Below are 23596 nucleotides of genomic sequence, written 5' to 3' on the forward strand. Positions count from 1 at the left end.
GACGAACTTTATCGAGGATAAAAGAAAAATCAATATGCTTATCTATTTTTCGTAAGAGATGATTAGCAGGAACAAGTTCATCTAAAAGAACAAATTCTACTTCATTTTGAGTATGAGAACGGGAATTTAACATCTAAATCACCAACCTATGTTTGATAATTATATTATATCAAATTAACGCGGTGAATAGATGAAGTTATCATTAAAAAGAATAGCTGTCGAGACTTTCTCGACAGCCTGAGAAGGATGCCTTTTGGCACCCTTCTTTCTCATTTCAATATTAACCTTGGACAGAACCATATAATTCTTCTAGCGGCTTCATGATAATTTGATTTAATTCTTGAATTACCATGCTCATGCTTTGTTCTGCTTGCATTAATTTTGCAATTGTTTCATGCTGTTGAACAAGTGCAACTGTTTTTTGGGCTTGTTCTACTTCTTCTTGCGTAATTTCTTGTCCAGACATTTGCTTTTGTTGTAATTGTAGTTGGATATTACGGAAGTTATCGAACATCGCTTTTGCAGAAGAATCTCCGTTCACCATATCGTACATTTTTCTTAGTTCCGTATATTCGTTACTTTGACGTATTGCTTGTTCTAGCGCATTAGCAGAATCGTGTATGTTGACTGCCATTTAAAACAACTCCTTTTTCATTAACAATTGTCTCCACTATAACAAACTATGCTATATAATACCAGAAATACCTCTATTTCTGAAATTTGGCCATTGTCCACCACAAAAGTAATTCACAACTTTCTTTGCTTCTCATACGATATATCAACAACTTTTATAGGCATTTATCTATTATCACTAGACTTTAAGACTTGATTGTAAATGGGGAATACTTATGACCAAGAAATTTTTACAATTGTACCGAAATGAGGAAGACTTTCACCCTGAGCTAGACGGATTATCCATAGCGCTAAGTCCTTCCTTTCTACATTTCTTAAAATGGAATAACAAGAATGAGATAGATATTACTTTAGGGAACAGATCTCTTACTGTTAAGGTTTTCACCCATTCATTTCATAAACAAGATATCATATTTAGTCCTGAGCTAGCTAATGAATTACGATTACCTAGTGATAGTAAGTCCTTTCTGATTCCGTATTCCGAAATGACAAGTTTAATACTTGGACCTGTTATTGGTATTATTACAGAAATTAATTCGTCAAAAAATGAAGTGTCCCTTCCTTCCCTACAATCATTCTGTGAGGAATTAAAAAAAGAACTGATCAATATTGGTGGTTTTTTTTATATTTGTGGATTACAGGACTTTCATGACGATTATGTAAATGGATTCTATTTAGAGGATGGGACTTGGAAGAATCTGAGACTTCCCTATCCTCAAGTTATGTATAACCGCCTACATTCTAGACATACAGATGCTAGTTCCATTTTCCAAAACATTAAGAGCGATCTAGCAGCAAAAAATATCCCAATCTTTAATAGTAGATTTTTTTCCAAATTAGAAATATATGACCTTCTAAAAGAGTTTCCACAAATACAAGCACATTTACCAGTTACTGCAAAACTTTCTAAACAATCTTTATTTCAAATGTTAGACACTTATTCCACTATATATATAAAACCGATACATGGCAGTTTAGGTAGAAATATTATACACTTACAAGTTAATAAAAATGAATATCAAACCATGCTCTCTACAGGAAAAAACAAAGGAAAAAAAAGAGTATTTCATTCTAAGGAGAAATTATGGGAGTGGATTACTTCCCATGCTCAAAAAAGAAGTTATATCTGCCAACAAGGAATTGATTTACTCAAATGGAATGACTGCACCCTTGATTATCGAATACTTTGTCATAAAAATGCTGATTTATTATGGAATACTACTTCCATTGTTGGCAGAATTGCTCCTAAAGAATCTTTTGTTGCCAATCTTGCGCAGGGTGCAGAGATGAAATCGGCAAAATCATTACTAGAGGACCTTTTTGGTTTAGAAGAAGCTAGAAAGAAACTCGAATCAATGAAAGGAATTTCGTTAGAGGTTGCGCACATGTTAAGTAACCAAACACATGGCCTTCTAGGAGAATTAGGAATAGATATTGGGTTAGATGGTGAAGGAAATATATGGATTATAGAAGTAAACTCTAAACCTTCTAAAAAAATACAGGACCAACTAGAAAAAAGGAAACCTTCTACAAAAGCACTAATAGAGTATTTTATTACTTTAGCTTTTTTCCCTGAGATAAAGGAGCACGAAGCAGATGAATAATTTCGGTATTATGTCTCTTTCCCTAGATCATGAACAAAACTATATCCACCAATTAGCTAAATTCGGAAAAGAATATCAGTTTACTGTGTTTCATTTTGTACCATCAAACTATAATCCTCTTACAAAACTAGTGAAAGGTAAACAGTATGACTCCAAATTAGAGGATTGGGTAATGACAGAATTTCCTATTCCTTCTATTATATATGATCGTTGCTTCTACTTAGATGATTCACACTCTATACAATGCAAAAACATTGTACAATGGTTAAAACAGAGAGAAGATATCCAGTTTATTGGGTATGGATTACCAGATAAATGGACTATTTATCAAGTTCTTCATAACTCTAAACTTTCATCCTATATACCAACTACTTATTTATTAGAAACAGCAGATCAATTGCCGCTTCATGAAAGGAGACCATTGATTATAAAACCAATAAATGGATCTCAAGGTAATGGACTTTATTTTATTCACCAAGTAAAGAAAGGCATATTAGTTAAAACAGATAAAAAAGAAAAGAAAGTGGAGCATTTATTTCACCATATTTTTGTCTTTCGCAAATGGTTAAATCAGCTTTTAAAAAATAGTAACTATCTATATCAAGATTACCTCCCATTATACAACATCGATAATCAACCATTTGATATACGTTCATTATTACAAAAAAAACCAACTAACAAATGGGAAATTGCTGGGATGGGAATTCGTCTTGGTGAATCAGGAAGAATTATTTCTAACTTAAGTGCTGGTGCAGAAATAGTACCTTTCAAGGAATGGTTTCAACACTCAAATATCGAAATGAAAAGCTTCCTTTTACAAGAACTAAAGGATATTCTACTCCAGCTTCCTTCTATACTGGAAGGATCTTTTCCATCTCTCTTTGAATTAGGAGTAGACATTGGCATCACCCCAACTGGCTCACTATGGATTCTCGACGTAAATTCTAAACCTGGTAGAAAAGTGCCATTGACCGTTCATCCAGAAAATAGGGAAAAGATACTCAAAGCACCAATCCTGTATGCACAAAGCTTAGTTGATGGAAAAAGGAGGACTGAAAATGAAGAAGTTATATCCTATAGAAATAATTCATGATACTTCTCAAACCATCTTTACTCCAAGTGATTTTACTCATTCTACAACCTTAAAAATGATTGCCTTTGGTACATTAAAAAAAGAAGTCATCATAAAAAAGCATAAAAATTGGAGAACTACTATTGGAATAAGTAAGGATCTTTTTGAAGATCTACACCTCCCATCTGAACATTCTAATCTACATCTTTTTACAGACGAAGATACCTTATATATAGGACCTCTAGTCGGAATCTTCACATCTGGATTTTCTACGATAAAAGTACGACCGATTGGAGAACGATCCATTCTATTTTCTAAGCTTCTTTCTGTACAAAAAACAGTAGGGGTGGTTGCTTTCCTCTTTGGAGAACAGCATATTAACTGGGACAAAGGAACAATTAATGGTTTTTTCTACGAAGATGGTTGGAAAGTAATCGAAGTACCACTTCCAAATGTTGTGTATGATCGAATTCCTAATCGTAGGATTGAAAACCTTAAGAGAATTAAGAAAGTGAAAGAAAGATTACAAAAGGACTATCTCATTCCTTGGTATAATCCTAGCTTCTTCAATAAACTAGATATATACGAACGCCTCTTACAGGAAGATAGCATATCTGACTATTTACCAGAAACACATGCATTCACTTCTATCTCCATGGTAGAAAGAATGCTAAGTAATTTTGGTAATGTTTTTCTAAAACCTAAGAATGGAAGCTTAGGAAAAGGAATTTATCAGGTACTCTATGACAAAAAAGAAGGCTTTTATTATGTAAGATATAACGATATAAACGAAGGTAATAAACTAATAAAATTTGATCATCTTGAAGGACTCATTAATCATCTTTTTGAAGATCACGACCCATCCAATTACCTTGTTCAACAAGGCATTCACTTAGTCCGTTTTGAAAAAAACTCCATTGATTTTCGTGTTCATACGAATAAAAATAAGAATGGCGAATGGGAAACAACAGCGATTGCAGCAAAGATTGCTGGAAATGGGAGTGTAACAACTCATATGAATAATGGCGGTGTTGTGAAAACACTCGAAGAATTAGAAGAACTTCCATGGAAAGCAGATGAAATAGAGAAAAAGTTACACAAAGCGTCTCTTCAAATTAGCGCAGCACTAGAAAACCAATTAGTAGGAACAATCGGCGAAATTGGTTTTGATTTAGGATTAGATAGACGTGGCCGTGTATGGTTATTTGAAGCAAATTCAAAGCCAGGGAGAAGTATATTCAAACATCCCTCTTTAAAAAAATTCGATTTAGAAACGAGAAGAAAATCATTAGAATATGCTGTCTATTTGATGGAGCAAAGCACCAAAAGCATTGAGGATATGGTTCAATGAACCTTTTTTATAATGAAACGACGGAAACGTGGTATACCAATGAAAAGTATTATACTTTTGGCCATTTAGAAGAGAGCCTTGCTGTAAATGAGCCTGATCCTGCTCATCCTTCCTTCACTCTTACAACTTCTGATAATCATCTGGGTCCATTAATTGGGATCATGGTTGCTAGAAATAAACAAAAAAAGCTGGTTGGAAATGAAACACTTATTAAGGGATTACAGGAAGAAGTAAGTCATCTAGGTGGAATTCTTATTCTTTTTCCACCTGAATGGGTGAATTCGGATTATGTGAATGGTTTTGTTTATTGCAGTACTAATAATAGATGGATGAATGCGAAGGCACCTTTTCCAAACATTGTCTACAACCGCATTCCATTTCGTTCAAAAGAAAAACAAGAGGTGTTTTATCAAGCTTTAAGCTACTTCCAAAAGAAGAAAATCCCTTTTTTCAATCCCTCATTTCTTAATAAATGGGAGCTTTATCAACTATTAAGTAAGGATAGTACAACAAAAGATTTTCTCCCTAAAACATTTCTTCTAAGCGATTATAATCAATTAATGGACATAGTAGAAACGTATAAAAATGTTTATATCAAACCGATTGAGGGGCATAAAGGGCAGGATATTTATCGAATAAGAAAAACGACGAACCATGAATATATGTTAAGCTCAACCAGACATACAGAAGTTCTTACATCTCTTGAGGGGTTTTGGAAGGAAAAATGGCAAGAGAACCATTTTCTTATTCAAGAAGAAGTAAATGCAGCTCTTTATCAACATAATCGATATGATTTTCGTATATTAGTCCATTTCAATAAAGGAAATTATTCTGTATCTGGAGTCGGAGTAAGACAATCTAAACAGCAAGATGTTACTACTCATATTCCCTCAGGAGGAAAACTCATTCCATACGAGGAGGTAGAAACAGATTCACATAACCTCTTCATTCAAGCACTCGCAGAAAACTGTGGTAATCTTTTATCCTCTCACTATGGTTTCTTTGGCGAATTCTCCATAGATGCATGTGTAGATAAGGAAGGAAAATACTTTCTCTTTGAAATAAACTCTAAACCAATGCTATTTGACGAATCATATATTGAAAATACAAGATACAAAAGACTATCCCAATTATTTTTCGAATTAACTAAATTCCACTACCAAGAATGAGAAAAGCATCATTAATCCATCCTAGTATTAGGAGGGATGTTACAATGAAGAAAGCCAAAAAAGATATAGAATTTGAAGGTAAAGATCAAGCCTATCTAGACATAGACAGAATGATAAACGAAGGATTAGCTGGTGGAACTGTTGTAAATAGAGAAACAGCTACCAATATAGAAGAAGCAAGAGAACTTCCAGAAGAAGAGAAACCAATTACACAATAGAACAGGCAAGATTTTTGCCTGTTCTTTTCTATGATGGAATAGTAAATAAAAAAGGCTTTCACTCTTCTCCTTGCTCAAATTCTTCCATTCATTATAAAATAAAGGAAAAGATTTATTTAGGAGGTTACTCTTTGAAGCATAAGTTACTCGCCTATTATAACAACACATTGGAACAATCAACTCCTCCTCTTCCATCCCAATTAGAAGAATACCATTGGTTTAAGATAAACGATCAAGAAGGTTGGATAGGCATTTCTAAACAAGAAACAGAAGCATCCCAGCTAGAATTACTACAAGCATGCTTTGATTACTTTCAACCAGATGTACATAGTAACAATGAAGCCTATTATTGGAATCAATATTTACATCTACAAGGAGAACAGCCTACACTAAAAGACATAGAATCATTACGAATGGTCCAATTTACGATACATGGTGACGCAATAGATAAGCATATTATAGAGTCAGCGTTTAAAGGATTTATCCATTCCAATAGTCTACTTTTATGGAATGGACCTACAGAAGGTTTATTAATAGAGAAAAACAATCAATTTTTAGAAGAAGAAGATTTTATTGCACTTGCACAAGCATTACAATCGGATTTCTATTTCTCCATTTATTTCTATATGGGAAAAGTACTAAGCACTAAAGATCAAATTCCTACTATATACATGCAAGAGCGAAATCTCTTTAGAAAAGGAAATGCGCTAATGCCGTCCAATGATGTACTTTCATTAGAAACAATTCTTCCTAACTTACTAATAAGCAGATTGCATGATGAGGAAATTTCTTTATTTAAAGAATGGTTTTCTATCTTTCAGCATGATAAAGAGCTATTATTAACGATTAAAACGTTTATTGAAAATAACGGTCATAGCACGAATGCAGCAAAACAACTCTTTATCCATCGCAATACCTTACAATATCGATTAGAGAAATTTACAGAAAAAACTGGCTTTCAGTTAAAAAATTATAATAATTACTTTATTACCTATTTAGCCTGTCTCTATTATTCAAGTGGGAACCTCTCTACAAGTGACCATTTATAAGCAGTATTACTATGATGAACCGAGCATTTAGGCATTTTGCTCAAAATATTGTAAGCGTTTTTCGTGCATCTTGCCAATTTGAAAACGGTATCAAAAATGGTACATTATAGATATCAATTAGTAGGGGGCAAAACAAATGGCTGAATTAGTGTTAAATAATATTTATAAAATATATGATGAAAAAGTAACGGCAGTTAAGGACTTTAACTTACACATTCAAGATAAAGAATTTATTGTATTCGTAGGTCCATCTGGATGTGGTAAGTCTACTACACTTCGTATGATCGCTGGTCTTGAAGATATTTCTAAAGGTGATTTCTTTATTGATGATGTTCGCGTAAATGATGTAGCTCCAAAGGATCGCGATATTGCGATGGTATTCCAAAACTATGCATTATACCCACATATGACTGTTTATGATAACATGGCATTCGGATTAAAATTACGTAAGTTCCCTAAAGCGGAGATTGAAGAAAGAGTGAATAATGCAGCTAGAATTCTTGGCTTGGAAGAATACCTAAAAAGAAAGCCAAAAGCTTTATCTGGTGGTCAACGTCAAAGGGTTGCACTAGGTCGTGCAATTGTCCGTGATGCAAAAGTATTCTTAATGGATGAACCTTTATCTAACTTAGATGCAAAATTACGTGTTCAAATGCGTGCAGAGATTTCTAAGCTTCACCAAAGATTACAAACAACTACTATCTATGTAACACATGACCAAACAGAAGCAATGACAATGGCTACTAGACTGGTTGTTATGAAAGATGGAGTTATTCAACAAGTTGGTGCACCTAAAGATGTATACGAAAAACCAGAAAACGTTTTCGTTGGGGGCTTTATCGGTTCACCAGCAATGAACTTCTTTGAAGGAAAAGTAGTTGATAATAAATTAGTTCTTGGTGATACTTCTTTCATTATCCCAGAAGGAAAGTTAAAAACGTTACGTGAACAAAACTATGTTGGCAAGGAAATCATCTTCGGAATTCGCCCAGAAGATATTCATGATGAATTATTATTCTTAAGTAGCTCTGAAAACACGAAGTTTGATGCAAAAGTAGAAGTGTTTGAATTAACTGGTGCAGAGAGTCTTGTGTATTCTACATTAAATGGAAAAGAATTTACTGCTCGCCTTGATTCAAGAGCAAATCTTTCCGCTGGCCAAACAGTTCAATTAGCATTTGATATGAACAAAGGACACTTCTTCGATAAAGATACAGAAAGTCGTATTCGTTAATCAAATATTTCACAAAAAAGCCAGAGAGAGCAACATTTTACTCCTCTGGCTTTTGTTATTACAAATGTGACATTTAGCTTAAGTGGTTAGAGGTGAATCTCCCCCAGTGAGAATGCTCTGGCTTTGTTACTGACTAAACTCTAACGGCCGACGTTTAAGGGTCTCGCTCCTATGGGTTAGAGAATTAGAAAAGAACACTTTTAGAAAAATAGTCGGAGATATCCTCTTATTTTCGTTATTTCCATGTAAAATAGCTTAAATAGACGGAGAATTAGGCTTATTCCCTTAGAACACATAAATTCGGAGGAATTTTCCATACTTAACCGGAAAACTCCGCTTATTAGCATAGAAATAAACATTATTTCCCCATAGGTAATTTTCCGACTTATTATTGATGATTCCTACATATTGGCTGTGAATTAAAAATTATTTGACATCACAAGGAAGCTTTTTCGCAAACAGTATTAGTGAGACAGTCCATCCCTGAAAATGCTCTGAACCACACTGAAAGCAATCCCCTGTATCGTAAATCAGCCCCTATTTAGGGAGCTGATTTAGCTTTACTTTCTGTAACCAGAGAGGATAAACATTCCTCTTTGTCTCTATTCTTTTATAAAAACAACCTCTTCCACTAAACAACTTTCACAATAAACAACATGTGGACATAAATGTTTTGCAAGATCTTCATATCCATCCTCTAATTTCATCTGTTCAATTGGCATATATGGACTATAATCATCATAATAGTCCATTAATCTTCCCTTGTCTTCCACGCGATTGCCACAAGAAGAACACACACTTTTTAACTCTTCTAACCCATTACAAATAGGACAAACATACTCCATCTAATTGACACCTCGCTTTTATTACACTTAGTTTTTGTTTCGTCATAAAAACTATCCAACCCTTAGATTAGGAATTATTTGGCTATAAACTTATTAGAATAAGAACAAAGAATTCAACCATAATAATAGTACAAGCAACAAACAAGCTTCACTTCAAAAAAAACATTGGGTTAAACCTAGTGGTGGTAAGTATCTTACTAACTGGTGCAATTCCAGTTGACCCAACCAAAAAATACTATTTAAGGAGCTGGAAACACATGGCAAACAACAATTCATCTAATCAACTTTTAGTACCAGGAGTATCTCAAGCTCTAGATCAAATGAAATACGAAATCGCTTCTGAGTTTGGTGTAAACTTAGGTGCAGAAACAACTGCTCGTGCTAACGGATCTGTTGGTGGAGAAATCACAAAACGCTTAGTACAAATGGCTGAGAAACAATTAGGCGGATACCAAGGTCAATAACAACTATATATAAGTGACTAATAGCCCTCCTGTTATCAGGAGGGCTTCTTATCTTGTGTTTTGAAAACCACTTTTATGCTTAATGCTTATTCTACTAAAAAGATTAACTTACCAAATCTTCCCCTTGTTGCATTTGGTACATTTGATAATATCTTCCTTTTTCCTTCATTAGCTCTTCGTGATTTCCTTTTTCTACAATTTCACCATGGTCTAAAACAATGATTTGATCAGCATTGCGAATGGTAGATAATCTATGCGCAATGATAAAGGTTGTTCTGCCTTTTTTTAGTACATCCATTGCCTTTTGAATAATTTGCTCTGTTTCAGTATCAATACTACTTGTTGCTTCATCTAATATAAGAATAGCTGGATTAAATGCTAGAGCCCTAGCAAATGAGATAAGCTGTCTTTGTCCACTAGATAAAGTACTTCCCTTCTCAATTACAGGCTCATCATATCCATTTTCTAAGTCTTTTAGTACTCGATCTGCTCCTACGTCTTTCAGAGATTTTTCTACCATTTCTCTAGTAATACTAGGATCATTCAAGGTAACATTTGAGAAAACAGTGCCTTTAAATAGAAATGGATCTTGTAGAACTATCCCCATATGCTTTCTTAAATCCTGTCTAGACATAGTTGTGATATCTTTTCCATCAATGGATATGGTTCCTGATTGTATATCATAGAATCGGAATAATAAATTCATAATCGAACTTTTACCAGAGCCAGTATGACCAACAAGTGCAACAGTATCCCCTTGTTTAGCTTCGAATGTTATATCCTTCAACACATAATCCTTTTCTTTATAAGCAAAATATACTTGGTCAAACTTAACATTTCCTTTGTATCTCTCCACCGTAGGCTCTTTTACATCTATTCCTTCTTCATCTAATAATTCAAAAACTCGATCTCCAGCTACTAAGGCCTGCTCTAAATTGGCTAGTTGATTCACAATGCCTTGTACTGGTTGAAAAAGACGGTTGATATAATCTACAAACGCATAAAGCACCCCAAGTGATAGAGCTACATTTACAGATAATGACTGACCTGCCACATACCAAATGAACAATACAAATACAATGTTTCTCAAAACATTTACTAAGTTATGTGATGTTAAGCTATTCAAATTTAACATCTTATTTTGATACTGAAAGTGCTCTTTGTTTAACTCTTCAAATTCTGCTTTCATTTGTTTTTCTTTACCATATGCTTGTATGATATGCATACCTTGGATGGATTCATTAACCATCCCATTTATATCACTAATTTTTGCTCTAATAACATGATTATATCGAGAAGCAAACTTACGATACCCTATCATCCAAACATATAGAATAGGTAATAAAATTAAACAAATAGCAGCAAGTTTACTATTTAGAATAAATAAAGCAATGTAAATACCTATAATATTAATACCACTAGAGAAGAAATTAGAGAGAACTGTTACATATAACTCTCTGATTGCTTCTGTATCATTGGTTACCCTTGCTACCACTTTACCTGCTGGTAGATTATCGAAATAATTAATAGGTAAACGTTGAATTTGATTAAAGATATCTTCGCGCATTTTTTGAATAATTCGATTAGCTGACTTTTGTAATAAATAGTGTTGACCATATTGAAAAACCGCAGAAATACATACTAAAACGAAATAGAAACCTAATAGCTTCATAATTGGTGTGATTTCTGGTTTATAAAAGGAAAACACCTCGGACTTCGTTAATTCTGTGCCTGTATATGTGGATGTTGAATCATTATAGGTAATAGTTAAGATACCGTTCGAGAATGATTTCTTTCCTTCTGGTGAAAAATCCCCTTCTACAAAGATAAGCTCTCTTCCTACCTGAACGATTCTAGCAGAAGATAATTTCTCTTCATCTCCTAAGAAATTCGCGTCTTTTTTATAATACGTTCCATTAAAGGATACTGCTTGCTCACTTGAACTTGTTTCATACCAGACAGATTCAATATCTGTAATATGATCATCTATTACCTTCTTTGCCACAAAGGGTCCAGCAAGATCCGCAAAAACAGCAATGGTTAGCATGATTAATGCACCAATGATAATTCCTTTAAAGTTTAGTGCATATCGAAATAACCTTTTTCCTGTCGTCATGCTTGCACCTCCGATCCGGCACTATTTACTTTTACCTGTTGTATCATATATTGCTCTTTATACCATCCGTTTTTGTTCATTAGTTCTTCATGTGTTCCATATTCTGTGATAAGTCCGTCTTCCATCACTATAATTTGATCTGCATGCTGAACTGCTGTCATGCGATGAGTCGTAATAATGGTAGTTTTGGCCTTTCTTTCTTCTTTAATATTACCGATAATTCTTTGTTCTGTTTTTGCATCTACAGCAGATAAGGAGTCATCTAAGATTAAAATTTCTGGTTTACGAATTAGTGCTCTAGCTATCGAAATACGTTGTTTTTGCCCACCAGATAATGCAACCCCTTTTTCTCCTACAAGGGTTTCTAATCCTTCTGGAAGCATCTCAATATCTTGGTCAAAGGACGCTAGTTTAATTGCCTCCTGTAATTGTTCCTCAGTTGCTTGATCTAGACCGAATAAAATATTTTCTTTGACTGTTCTAGAAAAAAGCACATGATCTTGCGGAACATACCCAATCCAGCTTCTTAACGTTAATAAGTCAATTTGATCCAAATTCGTTCCGTTAATACTAAGCTTCCCTTCACCCCTTGGATACTCTCTAAGAAGTTGTTTAATAATCGTCGTTTTTCCACTACCTGTTTTCCCGACTATTCCAACCGTTTCTCCTCTTTTAATGGTTAAATAGATATCTTGAAGATTTTTACGGTTTGAAGACGGATATTTAAATTGAGCATCAGAAAAACGAATAATCTCTGGAATTTCTACTTTTTCTGGTTGAGAAGGGCTTGCTACATCTGCCTCGTAATCAAGAGTCTCTTGTACTCGATCTAATGATGCATTTCCTCTTTGCATGACGTTCATTAATTCACCAATAGCAAACATTGGCCATACAATCATTCCTAAATACACATTGAACGAAACAAGTTCTCCAATCGTTAACTGTTGTTGAAATACTAAATAAGCACCATATCCTAGACCAATTAAATAACTCATTCCAACTAATATACGGACAGTTGGTTCAAATAAAGAGTCTATTTTAGCTACCTGTAAATTCTTCTTATATACATCCTCTGTATAACGATGAAAACCCTTTTCCTCTTCTTTTTCCAATACATAAGCACGAACAACTCTCACGCCTCCAACGGACTGAAGAACACTATCATTCATATCACCAAACGCATCTTGAGCATCCGTAAAGCGCTGATGTATTCTATTTCCATAGATTTGCATGATAATAGCCATAATCGGAAGTGGAATGATGGCAGCAAGTGTTAGCTTCCAACTTACTGTAAGTATCATTGTTGCTAATATGGTTAACATAAATGCTGTTGAATCAATTAAAGTAAGGATACCAAATCCAGCAGTAACAGAGACTGCTTTTAAATCATTTGTTGCTCTTGCCATTAAATCGCCTGTACTATTCTTCTCAAAGAAGGTCGGAGTCATTTTTAATAAATGATTCATAAACTTACTTCTTAACGTTAACTCCAATATATTTGCTCCACCAAACAGCTTATACATCCAAAAGTATGTAACGATGTAAGTGGTTATTGTAATCCCCGCTACAAGAAGAATGTAGAAGAGTGTTTTTTCACTTGTTAATGTTCCTACCGCTATTTCATCAATGAACATTCCTAAAATTCTTGGTGGCATTACTTCAACAATACCAACAAGAATTAATAATGTAATGGCAATAGTGTAACTTTTCCAATGCTCCTTAAAAAACCATTTTAACTTAAATAAAATCGAAAACATGTTATCATCCCCTATTCTGCCGAACTAACTAGCCACTTTCTAAATCCTTAATATTTGTACCTTTTCCTTTTACTGCTACAATCATCAGCTTTTCCTCCCTAACTTAAATAGTTATTAAAAAATAGATGAAGAAAAGATAAGTGCACAAAAAAGAGACAGACCGCAGCTATGCGATCTGTCTCTTTTGGCAGAAAAATGCATAGGTTACTGTGTAAAGTAACCCCATACATCCCTATCTATAAACGGGTTAGAGGCTACCGATGGATTTAATTGTCTGCTTGTTCCATACATTTACTTTTCTCATCGGTAACCCTCCCTTCTTTTCATTAATTTTCCAATATATATGAAGATTAACATGTAATATTTCGAAAGTCAATTGCAAATATTTCGAAAATCTAATTAATGATGTAGTTGCAATTCTTTCTGTGTTGTTTCCTTTTCTTCATCCTCTTTAGCTAAACCAGGCAAAACAATACTATAGTAAATACCAACTATGATAAAACATATTCCTACTGCCCAATAAATTCCTTCAATTGTAAAAAAAGTTGGGAAGCCAATAGTAATAATACCTAATGTGATTGATTGCGAAAGCATCATTAATGGATTAATCCAACCTTGCACTCTTCCCATCATCTTCGGCTCAATTATTGCAGGTAGCCAACCACCAATTGCAATATTAATGACTGGTAATCCCAATCCTAAGAAGAAACTAATAATAAAATAGATAAGAAGGTTAGTCGCAAATGCGGAGGCAATAGTCATGACAGAGATATAAAAGATACCAAATATAATCAGCTTGAATAACTGTATTTTCTGAGTCAAAAGAGAAGTAATAATACTCCCTATCATTACACCTGACCCAAATACAATTCCTAAATAGATAGACATTTGTTCATAAGAAATAGGGGCGAGTTTATATTTCAAAATAAATACTTGCATTACACTAAATCCACCATTTACAACACCAAAAGCAATAAAGCCATAAATTAAGGAAAGTAATAATTTATTCTCTATAATATATTTAAATCCAATTAAGAATTCCTTCCAAATAAATGCTAGTCGCATATCTTTCATCGTATGTTTCCCATTAGGTAATCTAACTTCTTCACTAAGCTTCATGGATCGAATAAGCATCCCGCTTGTCAACAAGGTAATCACATCTACAATGATTGCTCCATATACCCCTACTGTCCAATAAGCAAAAATTCCTAAGGCATTTCCAAATAACATAAATAAACTTCCTACAAATTGATTAAGACCTGCAGCTGTCGCGAATTCTTCTTTCTTTAGTATTCCTTGTAGAATTCCTTGTTCTGCTGGAAAAAAGAATTTTTGGACACCACTTCTAATAAATAATATGGTAAAAATAAGAGGCAGAGAGTCTGTAGCGATGGCACCAATAAGACATAGAGAAAGAAAAGATGCTATTATATCACAATACATAGCTATCTTTTGTCTATCTACCCGATCTGCAACGACTCCTACCAAGAAAAATACAGCTAACGTAGGTAGAGAGTACATTAATTCCGTTATGGTCGCATACTGAGGCTTTTGCGTAAATCGATCTAATATGTAATACATAAATGCAGTTAAGCCAATAATACTTCCCATCTGAGAAGTAACATTTGCCATAAATAATCGTGTAAAAGTAGCATTTCTAAATACTTCCATCATTCTTTTCATTATTTACCACTCATCCTTTTCGTTGATGTGTTAATTGTAGCGTTCCAACGAAAAAGCCTGAACCATCGTTTGGTTGTTTTTAGCTACGCCTGCGGACGGAAATTATATCCATTTTTAAGTCTGAGGACTTTTAGGTATTATTTTATATATGAAAAACGAATGTGATACAAGTAATTGAATCACTTGAAAAAGAACGACCTAAACAGGAGCAATTTAGAAAAAGAAAGTGTGAAAGAAAAGTAAATTTGTACATTTTTTAAACAGTCTAAAGGGTACATCATTACCTGATATTCGCAAGTAATCTCTCCTATATTCCCATTCTTTACTTGTTTAAAGATAAAAAAGGAAACAAAAAAACCTGAACTTAGTGCAAGAAAGTTCAAAGGCTTCTTAGGGGTTTATCTATTAGTTTAATAGTTAACATCTAATCTCTACTCTTATTCTTCTTATGTATACTGTATCATTTACCAACCAATTCATTAAAGCGATCTTTTGAGTCTTGTTCTTCAAAGCTTGAGAAAATACGAAAATGGTCTTCATCTATAATTCTATAATGCTGACTAATAATATTTTGTTGCAGGATAAATCCATTTATTTTTTCTACTTCTCTCCACCAAACTTTACCACCTAGTGTTTTTTCCTTTCGATAGTCCATTCCTTCACGAGCAACTGTTTCTAGAACTTCTAATGGTTCATTCCCGAATAAAAAACGTACTGTTTCTGTTTCTCTAAAAAGGGCACACACTGTAACTACGGTTGACCAACCAGCATATAAACGGCCTTTTTCAATTTGCACTAACGTTTTTTTGGATAAACCAATAACCTCTGCCATTTTATCCTGTGTATATCCAGCTTCTGTTCTAATTAGTTTCATTTTTTCTGATACGCTTTCAATAATTTCTTCTCTAGTCAAATTCGTTTCATTCCCTTTATTGGTTATGTGTAATTTTACACCTATATCAAACATTATAAGATAACCTCTCCATAAATATCAATTTTAAACTAAAGAAGAGTTTGAGTTTTCCTTCTTTCTCTAGAAAAGTAGTTATTAGAATGGTTTTTTGAAGATTATTCATAGATTGCGACTGGGTTCCTTGGAATTCTTATTGCTTGGAGAATTAGGTAAATCACTCGATAGATAAAATAATCGGAGAAAATCCCCTTATTTCGTTTCTCCCATTAAAAACAGCTCCAATAGTCGGAAGAATTCCGCCTATTTCCTTAAAATACATGAAAACCTCGTTTTTTTCCTTACTTAACCGGAAAAGTTCCGCTTATTATCTTTAAAAATAAGAGTCTATCTATAGTTAACCGGATATTCTCCGCTTATTTTTTGAATACTGAAAGTTGCAAGGAAAACGAAATTATTTAGCACTATAGAGAAGTTTTCTCCTACCTTACTGTAAGCTTTTTGGTCCCTATGCGCTGGGTTCTCTTTACCATAATAAAAACCCAAACTAATACAAAAATAAAAATTTGTAACAGTTTGGATTCTATAAATTTTTATCCTTGAGTCCTAGCATTTTTTGCTTGGAAATCATCTAATATAGGTGTGTAAATAACCTTTTTTCCAATTAACAGTTGGAAGCCTTGTTAAGCATTATATTTATCTAACCAAGTAATTAAATGCTCATTATTACTTTTTAATTTTTCGGCTGATTTTGCTACATTTCCAATAGAAGCAATTTGCTCATCTGTCGAAGAGGCTATTTCTTCTACTGCTGCAGCAACGGATTCTGATACTTCGGAAACATTTGTAATAGATTGGAAGATATGACTACTTTGCTCTACCACTTTATTTAATTCTAGTGTCAGCTGTTTTACTGCATCCATGCTATTTGATACTGCTTCTCCAATTGTTACAAATTCTTTTTCTGTTTCCTTTACTGCGTTATCTAGCTCACTAGATTGTGTTGTTGTTTCGAAAATAGCTTGAACAGTAATTTCCATTTCTTTTTCTATATTTTGTATCATATCTTGAATTTGCTTAGTAGCTGTGTTTGTTTCCTCAGCCAAGTTTCTTACTTCATTTGCAACCACAGAGAAACCTTTTCCATGCTCACCAGCTCTTGCTGCTTCTATACTTGCATTCAAAGCTAAAAGATTGGTTTGTTCTGCTATACGATTAATAGTGGATGTAATCTTTGAAATATCTAATACCTTTTGATATAGACTTGTAATTCCGATACTTACATCATTAGTAGATTTATTTGTATTTTCATTACATTTCTTAAGATCATCAATTGTTTTTTGTCCATTATTAGAGGCATTTTGAGCATTTTCTGTAGCATTTTTAATGATTTCGTTTCTTTTATCCATATGATCAACAGACTGTGTTAAACTATCAATCTCTTTCTTAACTTCCTCTAATTCTGCTGCTTGGGTTACGGCACCTTGAGCGATTTCTCCCATTGCTCGTCCAATTTCTTCTGAACTTGCAGAAGTCTCTTCTGCTACAGCAGATAACTCTCCTGCTTCTGAGACAATATTTTCATTCACTTTTTTCATATTAGTAACAATAAGCTTATACTGAGTTGCTAATTCATTAATGGATTCACTTATCATACCAATTTCACCTTTTGAAGTATGTGTAAATGTTGCTGTTAAGTCTCCAGCAATTAAACGTTGAATCCCTTCTTCCATTTTATTTAAAGCTCCCAATCTTCTTTTCCATATAAGGTGAAAAACGAAAGAGCTAATAATTAATAATATAATGATTGCACCAATAATGATGAAATAATCTGTCATGGCGTAAGATACTGATTGAGCATCATTCTGTACAATAAATAAGCCTACACCTGCACCTACCACAGCAGAAATAATAACGAAAGTATTCGTCCATATTAACAATCTTACTAAAAGGCTACTCTTTTTTCCCAATGAAATCTTCCCCCTATCAGCTTCAATACTTAATTATCCGTTGTTTTTAAAACGCTTTCATAACTTCTACCTACCAATATTCCATTTATAGGTATCTTAAATATTATCTATATATGTATCATCGGCATTTTCTTTACAATCTTTAATACTTTTTGCATTTTTTTCAAGTAAGTAATCAAGGTCTATTTCACTCACTAGCCATTTCATTTTTTTTGCATATGATACATAGATAATTCTACTTCTTACATCCAAAGAAAGGATGACTTCCTTTGTTTAATATCTTTGTTGATCCTCACATTAAACTTAGATTATTAGAAACCACCGATGCAAACGAACTTTTTCTTCTTGTTGATAACAATAGGCAGTATCTCCGTGAATGGCTTCCTTGGGTTGATCAAATTTATTCTCCTTATCAGTATCAAAATATCATTCCTATGTGGCAACAACTATTTACTGATCGAACAGAGCTAAATGCTGGTATATACTTTCACAACCGATTAGTTGGCATGATCTCCATCCAACAAATTGAATGGGCTAACAGAAAAGCAAGCATAGGCTATTACTTAGCAGAAGATGCACAAGGAAATGGGATTATGGCCAAATCTGTGGCAGCCATATTAAATTATGCCTTTTATTACTTAAAATTAAATCGCATGGAGATTCTCTGTGGTGTAAAAAACCATAAAAGCCAGGCAATACCTGAGAAACTGCTTTTTCAAAAAGAAGGAATGATTAGAGATGGAGAATTCTTATATGATCATTATCATGACCTGTATAGCTATAGTATGCTCGCTCGCGAATGGGCTTCACACTTCGAATGATTCCCAATTTTCTTGTTTTATATAATTAGAGATTAGGAGGGGAACCTGATCTCTTTTTTCATTTTAATTGAACGCTTATATGTAATTGTAATAAATTGATGAAACTACTAATATATTTATATATAATACACCATTTACATTTATAATCATAAATTTCCAACAATCCCTCTCCATATTTGACTGAATAGTTTGGCTTCCCGTATAATGACGATAATTAAAAAGTGAGGTGGTATGATGGGATTGTTTATTCTAGCTTAAGTATACATATAAATACTTATACACAAGCCTTTATTATACTACTCAAAAAAACATTCAACTTTGTTCCTGAATTCTTCTAGAGAGAAAAAATATACAGAAATTCCATTCAAAACAGAATAAATCAGGAGGTGACTCCTTACTCGGACCAAACGAGCTAAGGAAACTTATTGGACATATTTAACTTAGGTATCATTGCACTACTTATTGCTTTAACAGCATTTTTTGTAGCTTCAGAGTTTGCTATTATAAGAATACGTAGTTCAAGAATTGACCAACTAGTTGAAGAAGGAAATAAGTATGCACGCGCTGCAAAGAAAGTTACCAACAACCTCGATGAGTATCTCTCCTTATGTCAACTTGGTATAACAGTAACTGCTCTTGGGCTTGGTTGGATTGGGGAGGAAACGATTCAACATCTTATTTCTCCTATGCTTCAACTAATCCAAATCCCTGAATCTGTTGTTACAGTCTTTTCCTTTGCCATAGCTTTTACCATCATTACCTTTATTCATGTTGTCATTGGGGAATTAGCACCGAAAACATTCGCTATTCATAAAGCAGAACGAATTACCTTATGGGCAGCAAAGCCTTTAATATTATTCTATAAAATACTTTATCCTTTCATTTGGCTATTAAATGGTTCATCCAGAGTAATTACAAGAATGCTTGGATTAAAACCAGCTTCTGAACATGAGCTTGCACATTCTGAAGAAGAGCTTCGTATCATTGTATCCGAAAGCTTTAAAAATGGAGAAATTAACCACTCTGAGTTTGAGTATGTTAATAATATTTTTGATTTTGATAACAGAATAGCAAAAGAAATAATGGTTCCCCGAACAGAAATGATCTCCTTAGACCAAACAAGCACTTTAGAGCAATTACATCGTCTCATTATAGAAGAACAATTCACTAGATATCCTGTAACAGATGGTGATAAAGACCATATAATTGGGATGATTAATGTGAAAGAAATAATGACTGAATTATTAAAGTCAGGTGATTTACACACCAAAACCTTAAAACCATACATTCGTCCAGTAATTCGCGTAATTGAAACATTTCCTATCCAGAATCTCTTATTGAAAATGCAAAGAGAAAGAATTCATATGGCCATCTTAATGGATGAATATGGTGGAACATCAGGACTAGCAACAGTAGAGGATATTATCGAAGAGATTGTCGGAGATATCCGAGATGAATTTGACAACGACGAAATCCCGAATATCCAAAAAATGAAGGAAAATCATTATATAATCAGTGCCAAAACACCTATAAATGAAGTGAACGCTTTGCTTGATATTGAGTTAAGTGATGAGCTTATGGATACATTAGGTGGATGGATTCTTACATCCAATTATGATGCAGTAAAGGGAGATAGTGTACTATTTGCTTCGTATACTTTTACCATTCTAGAAATGACAGAACATCATATTCAATATGTAGAAGTTGTGAAAGTGAAAGAACCTGAGGTAACATCTAATCGTACTCAGCATATCGGTCTAAAACAATCTATCTCTCCCACTACTTCAGAGGCAGAGATCATTTAGTGAAGAATCATTATCCTGAGGGTAGCTGAGCTATCCTCAGAATAATATAGCCCCCTTGGGTACCTAAGTAAACCTTCCACTAATCCACTATGGACTCATCAAATTTATAACCAACACCCCAAATCGTATGAATAAAAGGCTGGTCCTTTGTTCCGATTTTATTTCTTAGACGTTTAATATGTACATCTACTGTTCTTTCGTCGCCATAAAATTGATAGCCCCATACTCTATCTAATAATTGTTCTCTTGTGAATACTTGTTTAGGATTACTTATTAGATAAAATAATAGATCGAATTCTTTTGGTGTTAAGTTAGATAGTACCTTATTATTATAATAAACCTCTCTTGTTTCCTTACTAATTCTAAAATGTTCTGTTGATAAGATATTATCATCTATCGTATTTGTTGTATCTTTTTGAAATCTTCTTGTAACGGCTTTAATTCGAGCCATAAGCGTTAATGGACTAAAGGGTTTAGTAACATAATCGTCTGCTCCCATTTCTAACCCTAAAACCTGATCTGATTCACTATCTTTAGCTGTAAGCATAATAATGGGAACGGTACTAACTTCTCTAATTCTTCGACAAATGATTACTCCCTCCATCTCAGGAAGCATCCAGTCTATAATAATGATATCCCAATCCTGATTCTCTAAGAAGAAATTCAAAGCTTCTTTTCCATTATGAATAAATTTCCCTTCATACCCTTCCTTCAGAAAAAACATTTCTAACATGGAACAAACACTTACATTATCTTCAATAACAAGTATCTTCATTAATTATCATTCCCTATTCTTTAAATGCGTTTCATGTATACTAATTATAACAAATAGTATGCTAAATCTACTTAGGAGCATAACCCAAAAGAGAAGAAAATGTCTATACTAACATTATTTCTTGCCAAAAGTATCACTAGAAGTAGTACAATTATTTAGGTGAAATAGGTATTATATCTTCCCTACTATTAAAAGCTATAAAAGAATGAAGCTAAAATCAATAATCATAATAACTTAGGCACCATAGAAATCCTAATTCATGACAAAGAAAGCAAGAAACTTATATATAATTGGAGTTAAAAAATGATACATACCCTAGCCATAACGTTTGACAATCAATTAATAGAACATCTACCGATTGAAGAATTAGTTCGTGGAAATTACGCGTGGTACTGGATCGATTTCGATCAAGCAACAACACATGAAATTGATTATTTATATCATCCACTAGAATTCCATCCATTGTCTATTGAGGATTGTCTCCATAATTTACAAAGACCTAAAATAGATTATTTTGATACATATACATTTTTTGTTACACACTCTTTAACCCCCTCTAATGGGGATAAAGGGGAACTAAATTTATTTGTTGGAGAAAATTACATTGTCACCTTTCATCAAGAGCCGTCTACAGTCACAGAACGAGTAAAGGCAAAGCTGAGTAACGAAAGTGTATCTAACTGGACACAATACAGTATTCTTTATCATTTACTGGATCAACTTGTTGATGACTATTTTCCAATAATGTATAGAATAGAGGATTCTCTAGCGGAAATAGATGATAATCCTACTAACCGAACAATGGAAAAGCTTCTAGACGAATTATTTGGTACTAGACATAAACTTCTTTCCTTAAGGCATTCGGTTGTTCCGATGAAAGACTTGATACATGCAATAATGAACACCGAAAAGCTCTCTGATGGTACCATTAAACGGGAGTACTATTCAGATATTTATGATCATTTATTAAAGCTTGCTGAACTCATAGAATCAAACCGAGAATTAACAACAGATATAAGAGATAGCTATATATCATACAATTCTCATCACTCTAATCGAGTTATGCAAATATTAACCGTAATCACGACCATTTTTATGCCTTTAAGTTTCTTAGCTGGTTTGTATGGAATGAACTTTTTACACATGCCAGAATTACACTGGAAATACGGCTATTTTATTTTGCTATTTATTATGGCGACTATCGCAATCAGCATGTTCATCCTTTTTAAAAGGAAAGGCTGGTTTAAATAAGATTCTCCTATGAATACTATAGTAATTTCTATTTTTAATGAGGCTATTCTTTTTGCTAGTTAGCTAACAATATATGATGAAAGTAGGTTTATTTATGAAAATAACAATACCAAAAATCTCACCTGAATTAGTGGTTAAGAATTTTAGTGATATTTATTATGAAGAAGATCCAATACTTGAGATGTGTACTATTACTAACTCAGAATTTACAAATGAAACTTTAAATAGAGTACGATTAATGAATGCGGTGATAAAGAATTGCAAATTCACTAATACTGATTTTAGCAATATCGATATTACAGACGTTGTTTTTGAGAATTGTGATTTTTCTAATGCAAACTTAAGTGGCTCTTCTATCCACCGAGTTGAATTTCTAAACAGCAAACTATTAGGAACTACCTTTCCAGAGTCTAGCTTTGGCAACGTCCTATTTGAAAATTCCATACTAAATCTTTCTACATTTGGAAATTCAAAGCTTGAGAAAATAATATTTAAAGATGTTTCATTAAAAAGCTCGGATTTCTACGATTGTAAATTCAAAAACGTAGAGTTTAATACATGTAACCTCGATGGTGCAAACTTTGAACAAACTTCATTAAAAGGAATAGATATTAGTTCCTCTCAATTTGATTCACTTGTTGTATCGATCGAAGACTTGAGAGGATGCAAAGTTTCTACTCAACAAGCCATTCAATTTGCGAGCTTATTGGGATTAGTCATAAAAGATTAATTACTCTGTGTAAACTAGTAGAGATACTTATTCCACTGCATGATAAGTTAAAATGTAACAAGCTGTTTAAAATTACGCAAAAAAACTTGGCCAACTCTTTCTTTGGCCAAGTTTTTTGCAGTTCTATGCTAGTAGGCAA

20 protein-coding genes are annotated in these 23596 nt (G+C 33.5%); 12 read left to right on the forward strand and 8 right to left on the reverse strand.

Annotated elements, in window-relative coordinates:
* Window positions 1-280: 280 nt before the first annotated feature.
* Window positions 281-634, reverse strand: coding sequence for a YlbF family regulator (locus F9279_RS16475; RefSeq protein ID WP_152115016.1), 354 nt, complete (start codon window positions 632-634; stop codon window positions 281-283).
* A 214-nt stretch (window positions 635-848) separates the two neighbouring features.
* Here F9279_RS16475 and F9279_RS16480 point away from each other — a divergent pair, with 214 nt between their 5' ends.
* From F9279_RS16480 to F9279_RS16505, 7 genes are all read left to right on the forward strand, one after another.
* Entirely contained in the window at window positions 849-2237 is a 1389-nt protein-coding gene (locus F9279_RS16480) for a YheC/YheD family protein (protein WP_152115018.1), read from the forward strand.
* A complete protein-coding gene (locus F9279_RS16485; RefSeq protein WP_152115019.1) occupies window positions 2230-3330 on the forward strand; it encodes a YheC/YheD family protein in 1101 nt (366 codons plus the stop codon). Before F9279_RS16480 ends, F9279_RS16485 begins: the two co-directional genes overlap by 8 nt.
* The gene (locus tag F9279_RS16490; protein ID WP_152115021.1) at window positions 3296-4660 is read left to right on the forward strand and encodes a YheC/YheD family protein; all 1365 of its coding nucleotides are present in this window, start codon (window positions 3296-3298) and stop codon (window positions 4658-4660) included. Before F9279_RS16485 ends, F9279_RS16490 begins: the two co-directional genes overlap by 35 nt.
* On the forward strand, window positions 4657-5829 hold the full coding sequence (locus F9279_RS16495; RefSeq protein ID WP_152115023.1) for a YheC/YheD family protein: 1173 nt from the start codon (window positions 4657-4659) through the stop codon (window positions 5827-5829). The genes F9279_RS16490 and F9279_RS16495 overlap by 4 nt, the downstream gene beginning before the upstream one ends.
* Window positions 5830-5873: 44 nt before the next feature.
* Window positions 5874-6047, forward strand: a complete 174-nt coding sequence (locus tag F9279_RS25270) for a hypothetical protein (RefSeq protein ID WP_193224610.1) — start codon at window positions 5874-5876, stop codon at window positions 6045-6047.
* Window positions 6048-6178: 131 nt separating this feature from the next.
* Window positions 6179-7096, forward strand: a complete 918-nt coding sequence (locus F9279_RS16500; protein ID WP_152115025.1) for a PucR family transcriptional regulator — start codon at window positions 6179-6181, stop codon at window positions 7094-7096.
* Window positions 7097-7232: 136 nt separating this feature from the next.
* Complete coding sequence (locus F9279_RS16505) at window positions 7233-8330, forward strand: ABC transporter ATP-binding protein (RefSeq protein WP_152115027.1); 1098 nt, start codon at window positions 7233-7235, stop codon at window positions 8328-8330.
* Between the two features lie 602 nt (window positions 8331-8932).
* On the opposite strand, the gene F9279_RS16510 is transcribed toward F9279_RS16505, so the two are convergent.
* Window positions 8933-9175 (reverse strand): hypothetical protein, encoded by a 243-nt coding sequence (locus tag F9279_RS16510; protein WP_152115028.1) that lies wholly within the window; start codon window positions 9173-9175, stop codon window positions 8933-8935.
* Between the two features lie 257 nt (window positions 9176-9432).
* On the opposite strand from F9279_RS16510, the gene F9279_RS16515 reads away from it, so the two are divergent.
* Window positions 9433-9639 carry an alpha/beta-type small acid-soluble spore protein gene (locus tag F9279_RS16515; protein ID WP_152115030.1) on the forward strand — a complete coding sequence of 69 codons (207 nt, stop codon included), beginning with the start codon at window positions 9433-9435 and terminating at the stop codon, window positions 9637-9639.
* Window positions 9640-9742: 103 nt separating this feature from the next.
* Here the strand turns inward: F9279_RS16515 and F9279_RS16520 are convergent, their stop codons facing one another.
* The 5 genes from F9279_RS16520 to F9279_RS16540 all read right to left on the reverse strand — a co-directional run bounded on the left by F9279_RS16520 (window position 9743) and on the right by F9279_RS16540 (window position 17943).
* The gene (locus tag F9279_RS16520) at window positions 9743-11755 is read right to left on the reverse strand and encodes an ABC transporter ATP-binding protein (RefSeq protein WP_152115032.1); all 2013 of its coding nucleotides are present in this window, start codon (window positions 11753-11755) and stop codon (window positions 9743-9745) included.
* Complete coding sequence (locus F9279_RS16525) at window positions 11752-13512, reverse strand: ABC transporter ATP-binding protein (RefSeq protein WP_152115034.1); 1761 nt, start codon at window positions 13510-13512, stop codon at window positions 11752-11754. The genes F9279_RS16520 and F9279_RS16525 overlap by 4 nt, the downstream gene beginning before the upstream one ends.
* 399 nt (window positions 13513-13911) lie before the next feature.
* Window positions 13912-15195 (reverse strand): MFS transporter, encoded by a 1284-nt coding sequence (locus tag F9279_RS16530; RefSeq protein WP_152115036.1) that lies wholly within the window; start codon window positions 15193-15195, stop codon window positions 13912-13914.
* 460 nt (window positions 15196-15655) lie between these two features.
* The gene (locus F9279_RS16535; RefSeq protein ID WP_152115173.1) at window positions 15656-16108 is read right to left on the reverse strand and encodes a helix-turn-helix transcriptional regulator; all 453 of its coding nucleotides are present in this window, start codon (window positions 16106-16108) and stop codon (window positions 15656-15658) included.
* Between the two features lie 680 nt (window positions 16109-16788).
* The gene (locus F9279_RS16540; RefSeq protein ID WP_413463219.1) at window positions 16789-17943 is read right to left on the reverse strand and encodes a methyl-accepting chemotaxis protein; all 1155 of its coding nucleotides are present in this window, start codon (window positions 17941-17943) and stop codon (window positions 16789-16791) included.
* Window positions 17944-18344: 401 nt separating this feature from the next.
* Here F9279_RS16540 and F9279_RS16545 point away from each other — a divergent pair, with 401 nt between their 5' ends.
* A complete protein-coding gene (locus F9279_RS16545; protein ID WP_152115042.1) occupies window positions 18345-18896 on the forward strand; it encodes a GNAT family N-acetyltransferase in 552 nt (183 codons plus the stop codon).
* A gap of 425 nt (window positions 18897-19321) precedes the next feature.
* On the forward strand, window positions 19322-20701 hold the full coding sequence (locus F9279_RS16550) for a hemolysin family protein (RefSeq protein WP_152115044.1): 1380 nt from the start codon (window positions 19322-19324) through the stop codon (window positions 20699-20701).
* Window positions 20702-20780: 79 nt separating this feature from the next.
* Here the strand turns inward: F9279_RS16550 and F9279_RS16555 are convergent, their stop codons facing one another.
* Window positions 20781-21476, reverse strand: a complete 696-nt coding sequence (locus F9279_RS16555; protein ID WP_152115047.1) for a response regulator transcription factor — start codon at window positions 21474-21476, stop codon at window positions 20781-20783.
* 303 nt (window positions 21477-21779) lie between these two features.
* Between F9279_RS16555 and corA the strand changes: the two genes are divergently transcribed.
* Window positions 21780-22727: a magnesium/cobalt transporter CorA gene (gene corA, locus F9279_RS16560; RefSeq protein WP_152115049.1), complete on the forward strand. Its 948-nt coding sequence runs from the start codon at window positions 21780-21782 to the stop codon at window positions 22725-22727.
* A gap of 94 nt (window positions 22728-22821) precedes the next feature.
* Window positions 22822-23457, forward strand: a complete 636-nt coding sequence (locus F9279_RS16565; RefSeq protein ID WP_152115052.1) for a pentapeptide repeat-containing protein — start codon at window positions 22822-22824, stop codon at window positions 23455-23457.
* The last annotated feature ends 139 nt before the right edge of the window (window positions 23458-23596 follow it).

The sequence above is a fragment of the Bacillus sp. B1-b2 genome, from assembly GCF_009183415.1.
Lineage (GTDB): Bacteria > Bacillota > Bacilli > Bacillales > Cytobacillaceae > Niallia.

Bases quoted from the DNA above. Each gene is read 5' to 3' on its own strand.
- F9279_RS16475 (WP_152115016.1), bottom strand. From the start codon at position 634: ATGGCAGTCAACATACACGATTCTGCTAATGCGCTAGAACAAGCAATA.
- F9279_RS16480 (WP_152115018.1), top strand. From the start codon at position 849: ATGACCAAGAAATTTTTACAATTGTACCGAAATGAGGAAGACTTTCAC.
- F9279_RS16485 (WP_152115019.1), top strand. From the start codon at position 2,230: ATGAATAATTTCGGTATTATGTCTCTTTCCCTAGATCATGAACAAAAC.
- F9279_RS16490 (WP_152115021.1), top strand. From the start codon at position 3,296: ATGAAGAAGTTATATCCTATAGAAATAATTCATGATACTTCTCAAACC.
- F9279_RS16495 (WP_152115023.1), top strand. From the start codon at position 4,657: ATGAACCTTTTTTATAATGAAACGACGGAAACGTGGTATACCAATGAA.
- F9279_RS25270 (WP_193224610.1), top strand. From the start codon at position 5,874: ATGAAGAAAGCCAAAAAAGATATAGAATTTGAAGGTAAAGATCAAGCC.
- F9279_RS16505 (WP_152115027.1), top strand. From the start codon at position 7,233: ATGGCTGAATTAGTGTTAAATAATATTTATAAAATATATGATGAAAAA.
- F9279_RS16510 (WP_152115028.1), bottom strand. From the start codon at position 9,175: ATGGAGTATGTTTGTCCTATTTGTAATGGGTTAGAAGAGTTAAAAAGT.
- F9279_RS16515 (WP_152115030.1), top strand. From the start codon at position 9,433: ATGGCAAACAACAATTCATCTAATCAACTTTTAGTACCAGGAGTATCT.
- F9279_RS16520 (WP_152115032.1), bottom strand. From the start codon at position 11,755: ATGACGACAGGAAAAAGGTTATTTCGATATGCACTAAACTTTAAAGGA.
- F9279_RS16525 (WP_152115034.1), bottom strand. From the start codon at position 13,512: ATGTTTTCGATTTTATTTAAGTTAAAATGGTTTTTTAAGGAGCATTGG.
- F9279_RS16530 (WP_152115036.1), bottom strand. From the start codon at position 15,195: ATGAAAAGAATGATGGAAGTATTTAGAAATGCTACTTTTACACGATTA.
- F9279_RS16540 (WP_413463219.1), bottom strand. From the start codon at position 17,943: ATGACAGATTATTTCATCATTATTGGTGCAATCATTATATTATTAATT.
- F9279_RS16555 (WP_152115047.1), bottom strand. From the start codon at position 21,476: ATGAAGATACTTGTTATTGAAGATAATGTAAGTGTTTGTTCCATGTTA.
- corA (WP_152115049.1), top strand. From the start codon at position 21,780: ATGATACATACCCTAGCCATAACGTTTGACAATCAATTAATAGAACAT.
- F9279_RS16565 (WP_152115052.1), top strand. From the start codon at position 22,822: ATGAAAATAACAATACCAAAAATCTCACCTGAATTAGTGGTTAAGAAT.